General features: G+C 44.5%; 11 protein-coding genes. 8 read left to right on the plus strand and 3 right to left on the minus strand.

Annotation, left to right across the window (positions count from 1 at the left end; genetic code table 11):
• Nucleotides 1-91 precede the first annotated feature (91 nt).
• On the minus strand, nt 92-613 hold the full coding sequence (locus ACTNCK_RS10940; protein WP_441082752.1) for a DUF5131 family protein: 522 nt from the start codon (nt 611-613) through the stop codon (nt 92-94).
• A 255-nt stretch (nt 614-868) separates the two neighbouring features.
• On the opposite strand from ACTNCK_RS10940, the gene ACTNCK_RS10945 reads away from it, so the two are divergent.
• The 8 genes from ACTNCK_RS10945 (at nt 869) to ACTNCK_RS10980 (ending at nt 8,383) form a co-directional block, all read left to right on the plus strand.
• A complete protein-coding gene (locus ACTNCK_RS10945; protein WP_441082753.1) occupies nt 869-2,041 on the plus strand; it encodes an AAA family ATPase in 1,173 nt (390 codons plus the stop codon).
• A 15-nt stretch (nt 2,042-2,056) separates the two neighbouring features.
• The gene (locus ACTNCK_RS10950; RefSeq protein WP_441082754.1) at nt 2,057-2,755 is read left to right on the plus strand and encodes an RloB family protein; all 699 of its coding nucleotides are present in this window, start codon (nt 2,057-2,059) and stop codon (nt 2,753-2,755) included.
• On the plus strand, nt 2,745-3,269 hold the full coding sequence (locus tag ACTNCK_RS10955; protein ID WP_441082756.1) for a cysteine hydrolase family protein: 525 nt from the start codon (nt 2,745-2,747) through the stop codon (nt 3,267-3,269). The genes ACTNCK_RS10950 and ACTNCK_RS10955 overlap by 11 nt, the downstream gene beginning before the upstream one ends.
• Before the next feature lie 13 nt (nt 3,270-3,282).
• Nucleotides 3,283-4,152, plus strand: a complete 870-nt coding sequence (locus ACTNCK_RS10960; protein ID WP_441082757.1) for a TrmH family RNA methyltransferase — start codon at nt 3,283-3,285, stop codon at nt 4,150-4,152.
• Between the two features lie 94 nt (nt 4,153-4,246).
• Complete coding sequence (locus tag ACTNCK_RS10965) at nt 4,247-4,852, plus strand: Maf family protein (RefSeq protein ID WP_441082762.1); 606 nt, start codon at nt 4,247-4,249, stop codon at nt 4,850-4,852.
• Nucleotides 4,853-5,354: 502 nt separating this feature from the next.
• On the plus strand, nt 5,355-5,714 hold the full coding sequence (locus ACTNCK_RS10970) for a DUF1294 domain-containing protein (protein ID WP_441082758.1): 360 nt from the start codon (nt 5,355-5,357) through the stop codon (nt 5,712-5,714).
• 57 nt (nt 5,715-5,771) lie between these two features.
• Nucleotides 5,772-6,596 (plus strand): exodeoxyribonuclease III, encoded by an 825-nt coding sequence (locus ACTNCK_RS10975; protein ID WP_441082759.1) that lies wholly within the window; start codon nt 5,772-5,774, stop codon nt 6,594-6,596.
• A gap of 347 nt (nt 6,597-6,943) precedes the next feature.
• Nucleotides 6,944-8,383 carry an ATP-binding protein gene (locus ACTNCK_RS10980; RefSeq protein ID WP_441082760.1) on the plus strand — a complete coding sequence of 480 codons (1,440 nt, stop codon included), beginning with the start codon at nt 6,944-6,946 and terminating at the stop codon, nt 8,381-8,383.
• Nucleotides 8,384-8,540: 157 nt separating this feature from the next.
• Here the strand turns inward: ACTNCK_RS10980 and ACTNCK_RS10985 are convergent, their stop codons facing one another.
• On the minus strand, nt 8,541-8,639 hold the full coding sequence (locus ACTNCK_RS10985; RefSeq protein WP_441082763.1) for a hypothetical protein: 99 nt from the start codon (nt 8,637-8,639) through the stop codon (nt 8,541-8,543).
• 238 nt (nt 8,640-8,877) lie between these two features.
• A complete protein-coding gene (locus ACTNCK_RS10990; RefSeq protein ID WP_441082761.1) occupies nt 8,878-9,807 on the minus strand; it encodes a tRNA dihydrouridine synthase in 930 nt (309 codons plus the stop codon).
• Nucleotides 9,808-9,961 lie beyond the last annotated feature (154 nt).

Raw genomic sequence — 9,961 nt, forward strand, 5'->3', positions numbered from 1 at the left:
AAAAGCGTGCCGCAAAATGCAACACGCTCTGGTAGGAATATTTAGTTAACTCAGATAATAAAATGCAGTTTTTGTGACGCCGGAGGGAATTTTAATTTGGCGTATGACACTCATAGTCAATCCCTGCCGCTGCTGCCTGTGATTCCTGCTTTTCGTGGGGGATATGGTATTCCTTATCCCCACGGATCAGGTAGCTGCCAGTCTGGTGGAAATGGAACGGAACCCGGTAGAGAGTGCATTGCATTTCAGTTGCTATCACCCAACCATAGTTCAGCGGACGGATATCTGGACATTCACCGGATTCTCCACCGACTGAGACACATTCTATGCTGTCGTGGTATTTCTCAAGATATTGGGTGATATTGATGGCCTCTAGCATAGGCTCGTGAATGATCTCCTTATGTCTGATAGGGAGGGTATCTGCAAGGTGTATTCCGGTAGGATACTTGGCGGCAGGTGTGATGATTACTGGCTTAAAGCGGAGGAAACAGAATACTATAGAAGATATATAGATACCCTTGACAGACTGTGCTAACTGCTTTACACGAAGAATGATTACAGCACGATCAGAAAATATTGTCTGAAAGCACTGGGGACTGATGCGTATGACCATAGGATCTATCACTGGCTGATACTTTATATGTATATGACAGGGGACTGGAAGTCATGCGGCCATTTTTACCGTATGGCAAGAAAAAAGCTCGGAGATGGGTATTTTGAAAAGTTACATGAAGATATACTGATGCGGCATAATTTCGATGGAAAAACTGTATTTGGAATATTAGATGCATAAAATTACGGATTACACGTAATAATATTGACGAAAATCACAATGTCTGCTATCTTATACTCATAGGAGGCAGATAATATGTTGATCCAGTTCAGAATGAAAAATGTACTGTCGTTTAAGGATGAAGCCGTATTTGACATGACCGCCGTTACCGCATACAAGGAACTGAAGAATCATCTTGTGTCATTACCGGATGATGAGAGCCTGGTCCGTGTGGCTGCTGTCTATGGGGCAAATGCCAGTGGTAAGACGAATTTCTATCGTGGCATGGATATATTCCGGACAATTGTAATCGATTCAATGAATCCAAAGGATGATGTGAAAGACAGCACTTTAAAGCAGGAGTATCTGCCATATTCATTTGAAAAAGATATGCAGAATTTGGAATTCTCTATAGTTCTAAGCGATGATGGGAATGAATACACATATGGCTTTGAATATGATGCAGAGCGTATCGTAAGTGAGTGGCTCTATGTGAAAAGTTATCGTACAAACAGATCATCTGCCATAATCGAACGTGAAGCAGCTGATATAGAACTCGGAAGCTCTGTGAGACGTGAATGCGAAAAATACAGTTCACAGATCCCGGACACGGGTCTGGCACTGACATTTTTTAGTCGGCTGAACCTGAAAACTGATATCTTCAGGAATCTGTTTGAAATGATCCAGGGGATGGTGATCGTAAATAATGATTACTTTGAGAAGAAGGATACTGTCACCAGTTATCTTCCTGATGTGCTAAGAGATAATAAGAATGAGCTGCTGAAATTTCTGAAGTCCATTGATACAGAAATCGTTGATGTGGAACAGGGTGGAAGGAAAGATGAATTCTATACTACACACATTGGAGCAGATGGAGAAAAGTACCAGCTGAACCTGTATAATGAATCAAGCGGTACTATCAGGGCTATACTGATCTTTATTGCTGCGTCATATGTGATCTCAATGAATTCGGTGATGGTTGTAGATGAGCTGAATGTCAAGCTGCATCCGCTGCTTCTGAAGTTTTTTATAGATATGTTCTACGAGTCCGGAGTCAGGGCACAACTCGTCTACACAACGCATGATACGACTCTTATGGACAGAAGATATTTCAGACGTGACCAGATCTGGTTTGTACAGAAGGATGCATATGGCTGTTCAGAGCTTGAGGCTATGTCTGATTACAGGGTCAGATCGGATGCTTCATTTGAGAGGTCATATCTTGCAGGTGTTTTCGGCGGAATCCCGAAGCTTAAAACTTTTCCATGAAGGCAGGTGTTTCAGGTGGGAAGTGATGATCTTTTCAAAAAGAGGCATGCTAAACGTAGAAAGAAAGAGCATGATTTCAAAGAGACAAAGCCGGACTCTTTTCTGATAGTTACGGAAGGTACGCGTACAGAACCCAACTACTTCTCTGGTCTCAAAAGGCGCATGGAAGAAAAATACGGCAGTACGGTTGATATTCAGGAAATGCCTGAGATAGATATCCGTGGCGAGGGTATGGCTACAGAACGACTTATAGAAGCTGCTGACATATATGTCAGTCAGGGAAAGGTGATGTATCAGAATGTCTGGCTTGTATTCGACAAAGATGATTTTCTGGATTTTGATGAGGCAATAGAAGAAGGCCACAAACGCGGATACAGAGTCGCATGGAGCAATCAGAGCTTTGAATACTGGCTGTTCCTGCATTTCAGCTATAGTGATTCTGATCTGCACAGGCATGAGTGGATCAAAAAATTGGGTGAACTGTTCAATGCTTATGGGCTTTCAAAGAATGGTTATAGTAAAAATATGGAGGATCTGTATGATAAGCTTGATTCCATATGCGGAGTAGAAACGGCAATCGGAAATGCAAAGCGTAGAATGGCGGGATTTGTCGAAGGACGTGACAAACCGTCTGAATACAGTCCTGGGACAATGGTTCATATCCTTGTCGAACAGCTGCATAGTTATCTGAAGGAGATTTGCAATGGCTCGTAAGATACTGATTGTAATTGACATGCAGAATGATTTCATAGATGGAGCTCTCGGCACAAAGGAAGCCGTGGCGATTGTTCCATCAGTGATTAAAAAGATAAAGAGTTATCCGAAGAAAGATGTATTTGCTACACGTGATACACATCCAGAGAACTACATGGATACGCAGGAGGGGAGATATCTGCCTGTACCGCACTGTATCAAAGGTACTGATGGGTGGCAGATAAGAAAAGAGATTGCTGACATTATCGATGAGGATAATGTAATCGACAAGCCGACATTCGGTTCAGTGAAACTGGCAGAAAAGATCAGTGAGCTAGCGGCAGCAGAGGATATCGAGATAGAACTTGTCGGACTCTGCACGGATATTTGTGTGGTAAGCAATGCGCTTCTTCTGAAAGCATACCTGCCTGAAGTGAGGATATCGGTCGATCCTTCATGCTGTGCGGGCGTGACGCCAGAGAAGCATGAGGCAGCGCTTGAGACTATGAGGTCATGTCAGATACAAGGGATATAAAGAGATGTCAGATATGAAACCTGTATATGATGGCATGGATATGTTTGAAATCACAGATTTTAATGATACCCGTCTCGACGTTTATGCAAGGCTTGGCGAGACACAGCTGTTTCATTACTATGAACCGGACGAGGGGCTGTTTGTGGCGGAGAGTCCGAAGGTGATATCGAGGGCTCTGCTGGCTGGGTATGAGCCGGTATCCATGCTCATAGAGAAAAAGGAACTGGAACAGAATCTGGGCGAACTGCAGCACGAGATGGGTGACAGGATTGCTATACTGCAAAGTGTTCCGGTTTATGTGGCTGATACTGAGACACTGCATCATCTGCCGGGCTATAGCCTCATCCGTGGGATGTTGTGTGCTTTTCGCAGGAAAAAAATGAAGCCGGTTGAAAAGATGTTAGATAAAATAGGAGTGACCGGTATAATTGCGGTGCTTGAGAGTGTAGTGAATCCTACAAATGTCGGAGCCATATTCCGCTCGGCGGCTGCCATGGGGATGGATGCGGTGATAGTCACATCTGATTCGAGCGACCCGCTGTACAGGAGAGCGGCAAGAGTCAGCATGGGAACTGTTTTTCAGATACCGTGGACGTATATCAATATAGATGACTGGGCTGAGAATGGTATAGAAACTCTGCACAGACATGGATTTTCTGTTGTGACGATGGCATTGAGAGATGATGCGATTCCTATAAATGATCCTGCACTTAAAGCGACGGAAAGGTTCGCTGTAGTCCTGGGTTCAGAAGGCCCCGGACTACGAGAAGAGACGATCGTCGAGAGCGATTATAAGGTGATCATCCCTATGTCAAATGGTGTAGATTCCCTCAATGTCGCGGCGGCAAGTGCGGTAGCGTTCTGGGAATTAAGAAAGAAATGAGCATACTATGAAGAATACAACGCTTTTGGACGATGAACCATTCTTTCATCTGCAGCTGAAATATGAAGGGGACAGTCTTGTCTCGCATCGACTTATGCCACATGTGGTGTTGGCTTCTAAGTCTCCGCGTAGAAAAGACCTTCTGGAACAGATCGGGATATTTGCAGACGTTGTGCCTAGTGAAGTGACTGAGTTCACACTGGAGACAGAACCGGCAGCTGTTGTCGAAGACCTTTCATCACAGAAGGCCAATGGCACATTGCTTAACGTGCTGAAGTCAGATAAATATGACAGCATAGATGAGCTCATAGTGATCGCGGCAGATACTGTTGTGGTAAATGACGGACAGGTCCTTGGAAAACCGTCGTCTCACGATGATGCTTTTCATATGATAAAGGCTCTGCAGGGAAAGACACATCAGGTCTATACCGGAGTCACGCTCGTCTTTCTTGAAAGAGCAGATGGAAAATTTGCGGTAAGGAAGAAGAAAATTTTTTCCGAGGAAACAGATGTCACTGTCAGTGCAATGACTGATGAGGAGATCAGGGATTATGCAGACTCTGATGAACCTATGGATAAGGCCGGATCATACGGGATACAGGGGACGTTTGCCAGATTCATAGAGAGAATCAATGGAGATTACAACAATGTGGTCGGCCTGCCGGTGAGCCGTGTGTATAGAGAGTTAAGGGAAAGCTGACATATACAGTTTCGGGACGAGCGGCGGTCTGCTTTTATTGCATCGGCTATGTTAGTTACTGTTCAAACCCCATGTAGACAAAAAAGACCAATAGTGTAGACTCAGATCAGAATTTACAGAGTATTGTGAAAGCGTAAATATGACACAAAGTATGAGCAAAGCGGGATATCCGTATGATAATGCTCCAATGGAGCGTTATGTACGGGGCAGTGGACCTTCTGGTGTTATATTTGATTACTATCTTATGCCACTTACGTCCCAAATACGTAATTTAATCGGCACATGGTAGGATGAATCTTCTGGATGAGGTCGCGAGCATGGCAGCGGATATAAGATTAACCTGTAGTTAAAAGTAACTTATCAACGGTATGACAATGAAAAGGAGAAGGAGAATCTTAAGAATGGTTCCTGTTGTCATACAACACAATGAAATGAAGTGTAATAAGAATGTAAGCTTTTTTCTTGCTTACAAACTTATTATATGAGGAAGCTAAAGGGTGAAATGACCGGGATTCTGTTTATCTACCTTATTGTTATTAATGTTATTGCCTTTGTTACCTACGGTGCGGACAAGCGAAGGGCTATTCGTCATAAATGGCGTATACCGGAGTATGTACTTATTCTTCTTGCCCTTACAGGCGGAGGAGCCGGAGCACTGGCCGGCATGTATTTCTTTTGCCATAAGACAAGGAAATGGAAGTTTCGTATACTGGTCCCGCTGAGCCTGATCCTGTGGATATCGATCGCAGCTTTCTTTTTCTATGCAGGGGATTACTACCATGCTGGTAAGCTGGCAGAAGAAGGTGTTGACAAAGGAAGAATAGGGTACAGCCTTTATGGGAGTATCGTATATTCCTGTTGAAATAGTCTGCGCTAAAATTTATAATTAAGGGAAAACAAAAGAAAGTCAGGAGTTAGAATGAAGTTCATTTCATGGAATATAGATTCGCTAAATGCGGCTCTGACATCGGATTCAGATAGAGCTGCGCTTTCAAGGCAGGTGCTTTCTACGATCGCTGGAGAGGATCCTGATGTCATTGCCATCCAGGAGACCAAGCTTTCGGCCGCTGGTCCGAATAAGAAGCAGGATGCAGCTCTGAAGGGATTTTTCCCGGGATATCAGGTGGAATGGGTCTCTTCACAGCCGCCGGCCAGGAAGGGCTATGCCGGGACCATGGTACTTTTCAGGGAAGGCATGGAGGCAAAGACCACGGCTCCAAGGATCGGAGCACCGGATACAATGGACTATGAAGGCAGGATCCTGACAGTTGATTTCGGTGATTATTATTTTGTGAATGTATATACTCCAAATGCAGGAAGCGAGCTGAAGCGACTTGCAGACAGACAGATCTGGGATAAGCTCTATGCTGATTATCTGGCTTCTCTGGATAGTAAGAAGCCTGTGATAGCCTGTGGCGATTTCAACTGCGCGTATGAGGAGATAGATCTGGCTCATCCGGAGAATAACCATTTTTCTGCAGGCTTTACTGACGAGGAGAGGGAGGGCTTTAGCAATCTTTTGAGCAGAGGCTTTGTTGATACATTCCGTTTGCTTCATGGAGACCTGCCGTCGGTTTATTCCTGGTGGGCTCAGCGTATCAGGACCTCTAAGATCAATAATTCAGGCTGGAGGATCGATTATTTCCTTGTGAGCGATCGTATAAAGGAGCGGGTAACACGGTCCGAAATGCTTGATTCCGGTCCGAGGCAGGATCATACACCGCTGGTCCTGGAAATAAGATGAAAACGGGGACAGGTCCATTTTTCATCTTTTGAGATCAAATTTCTTTGTTCAAAGCGCTATCCGCCTTGATCATAGGGCCGAAATAAAACATTACATTATCATTCAATGCACATAGACTATACCTGTATTATAGCAATTTTTCAAGATGATCCGCTTACGATGCCGCCAGAGCTTCACAAGGCACATACGGCAAATGACATAGCGGATTTGCCCGTCATTTGCTGTATATGACGCGGATGAAAATCTGCTTATATGATAACTAGGGATAACAATACATTTTGAAAATGTATTGTTTTTGAAGTTAAAATGTAATAAAATGTAAAGGACTTCAAATCAGGAGGCTTGCCATGCATATCAATGAGCTGATCGGGAATGCAAATATAGAAAACAGAGAAGTTGACTATAAGCTGAAGTACGTGGCTGGCAGCGACGCTTTAAGCTGGCTTAAGACAGTAGGCGGGTATGCAAACTGTCACGGTGGGAGGCTGATTTTTGGCGTTCGGGACAGTGATCACGAGGTAGTCGGCTTCGATGAACGCGAAGTGGATCAACAGAGAAATCTGATCGTGAATGCGGTGAATCAGGAAGTGTATCCTGTCCCGGGCATTGACTTTTCCTTTGTCCCTTATGAAACAAAAAGTGGCAGGAGGTATGTCCTGTGTATGGATGTCGCTGAGTCGAGATTTAAGCCGGTGACGGTAAAACATAAGGGAGCAGCAGGCGTGTATATGCGGCGAGATGGTTTTTCAAATCCAGCCACATACGAAGAAATCTATGAGATGGCGGTACATAGCAGAGAAGCTGTTTACGATAGTGTATTTACAGACGAGGCGTATGTGCCGTCTGATTTTACACAATTATCCGATTTTTATCAGAGACATACCGGAAGGAACAAAGGGATTTCGCAGAAGGCTCTTATTTCTGATGGATTTCTGGATAGCGAGGGCTATCTTTCAAAGGGAGCGCTCCTGTTTTCAGACAGGAGCAATGACAGTAATGCAATTCAGCTGGCGATCTTCAATGGTACTACTCGTGGCAGCGATATAGTGAGCATCTCAAAAACGTCCGGTCCATTGACGAAGATGATTGATGAGATGGAGCTATTTGTGAAGCAGCATATGAACCAGGCGGTAAAGAAGCTCAGCGATTCGCACAGGCTGATACCGGCCTATCCTGACAGAGCCTTATTTGAAGGTATCATCAATTCAGTAGCACACAGGGACTATACCCTCCCGGGCAGTATTCAGGTGGATATGTTTCGCGACAGATTGGAGATATCATCCCCAGGCGCATTTTATAAGCAGGGAGATCTGCAAAAAACCTATGACCTTTCATCGATTATTTCACAGCGCCGCAACCAGGTGGTCTGTAATGTACTTGTGCGATGCATGGTAATGGAGGCTTCGGGAACAGGATTTGAGAGGATCGTCGAGGAATATCACAATGCTTCCGCTGCACACAGGCCTTATATTTTTTCAAAAAATAATCAGTTTACCCTTGTATTACCGGACCTTACCTATGCGGCAGGTGTGGCAGATTCAGTCGGCCAAAGGCTTGTATTTGATGCTCCCACCAATGCAACGAAACATGATGATGCCGTGATCAGGTACTGCTATGGAGAAAAAAGGAGCGCAAAGGAGATCGCGGCCCATCTTGGAATTTCAGATTCCGCCTATCTTAGGACAAATGTGCTCGGACGGCTGGTAGAGCTGGGGTATCTGACAGAGGACCAGGGAAGACCGAAGAGGTTCACTACGTCCGATGACAAGGTGATGCTGAGGTTGTAGCAGGGTGTTACATTTTGAAAATTGACCAGTTAATGAATTCGAAAAATTTATTCCGATCATGGCATCTTTGAAGCTGCTAGTGCAGCAGTACTGCTGTTTCAGTATCGAAAGATGCCTTAAATGAATTAATGAAACAGAAAAGCTTCATATTACCAGATCAGCGTCCTTTATATAATCCACGAGCTTCGTCTCCGTCTGCCAGTGGACGGACGATGATCCGCGCATGCGGATCAGACTCGCGAATGCCGGCACGGATGGCGTCTCCGGCTTCAAGGGATGAGAGACTCCCCCTTCAGAGAGCCAGTGGCAATTACAACTTATAAATTGTGCAAGTGCGCTTGCGCAAATAAACTGGAATTTGTTGCGATGACCTTTCCCTTGCGTTCATAGAGGCACTGGCTGTTCCAGGGCGCGAAGCCGGTGGTTGTACATTCGACCGCTTTCAAAAGCCTGCATTTGCATTTGACCAGATGTACAGAGAACCGTCCCCTGTCTTACTGCAGAAACTGAACAGCCAGTCTGTACTCATCCAATGATCTGGCCTTCTTTATCTTTTTGAGCTCCCTGGCTCTGTCAGGAAAATCACAGGTCAAGAAGTTCCATAAGTCCTTCATTTTCTGAAGGCAGTTATCCGGTTCCTGCATGTCATTGAGGTATTCCGCAAGCAGACTGTCATGAAACGTGAAGAATCGCTGCGTCGCCTCTGAATCGGTATTAATTCCGAAAATTCTTTCAGCCAGATCAGGATGGCATATCAGTCCACGGCCTATCATTATCTCATTAAGGTGAGGAAAGTCACGTATGATTTCCTGATAATCTTCTACAGAGTTGATCTCGCCATTATATACGACAGGGTTGACTGAATTTTCTAATACCATTTGGAATGCATCCAGGTCGATTGGTCCGGTGTAATAGTCTTCACGAACCCGGGGATGTACAATAAGCCTCTTGATAGGATACCTGTTGAATATCCTGAGGAGTCCTGTCATTTCAGAAGCATGAGAAAATCCCAGCCTTGTTTTTACAGATATACTGATTTCATCAGATAGTTCTTCAAATATTTTTTCAAAAAATATATCCAGAGCGTCAGGATCTTCCAGAAACCCGGCGCCTTTATGCTTGGTGACGACAGTAGCAGAAGGGCATCCGAGATTCAGATTGACCTCAGCATAACCCATTGCAGCGAGATTACGGGCGGCCCAGATGAAATCATCGGCATTATTTGTCAGAAGCTGTGGAACAACAGTGATCCCCTGATTGTTGATAGGATCAATATCTTTTATCTCTCTGGTCTTCCATTTCCTGGTCTGACGTATCGCGAGAAACGGTGTGAAATATTCACTGACGCCGTCATAAAGTCTGTGATGTACATTACGAAATGTATATCCAGTAAGTCCCTCCATTGGAGCAAATAAAATACGCATAATATTTCCTTTAGGCATTCATTGCGGTGCATCCTAATAATAACCTAAATTCCCGGTGTCTCCACACTAGGCTTTGCGTATAACGGTGCAACATCCATCGCTGTATACAGATCCTCCTGCTTTTTCAGGACTTCGCCCTGAATTGGTGTTTTTC

The sequence above is a fragment of the Candidatus Weimeria sp. HCP3S3_B5 genome, assembly GCF_052064335.1.
Lineage (GTDB): Bacteria > Bacillota > Clostridia > Lachnospirales > Lachnospiraceae > Weimeria.

Bases quoted from the DNA above. Each gene is read 5' to 3' on its own strand.
- ACTNCK_RS10940 (WP_441082752.1), bottom strand. From the start codon at position 613: ATGGTCATACGCATCAGTCCCCAGTGCTTTCAGACAATATTTTCTGAT.
- ACTNCK_RS10945 (WP_441082753.1), top strand. From the start codon at position 869: ATGTTGATCCAGTTCAGAATGAAAAATGTACTGTCGTTTAAGGATGAA.
- ACTNCK_RS10955 (WP_441082756.1), top strand. From the start codon at position 2,745: ATGGCTCGTAAGATACTGATTGTAATTGACATGCAGAATGATTTCATA.
- ACTNCK_RS10960 (WP_441082757.1), top strand. From the start codon at position 3,283: ATGAAACCTGTATATGATGGCATGGATATGTTTGAAATCACAGATTTT.
- ACTNCK_RS10965 (WP_441082762.1), top strand. From the start codon at position 4,247: ATGCCACATGTGGTGTTGGCTTCTAAGTCTCCGCGTAGAAAAGACCTT.
- ACTNCK_RS10970 (WP_441082758.1), top strand. From the start codon at position 5,355: ATGACCGGGATTCTGTTTATCTACCTTATTGTTATTAATGTTATTGCC.
- ACTNCK_RS10975 (WP_441082759.1), top strand. From the start codon at position 5,772: ATGAAGTTCATTTCATGGAATATAGATTCGCTAAATGCGGCTCTGACA.
- ACTNCK_RS10980 (WP_441082760.1), top strand. From the start codon at position 6,944: ATGCATATCAATGAGCTGATCGGGAATGCAAATATAGAAAACAGAGAA.
- ACTNCK_RS10990 (WP_441082761.1), bottom strand. From the start codon at position 9,807: ATGCGTATTTTATTTGCTCCAATGGAGGGACTTACTGGATATACATTT.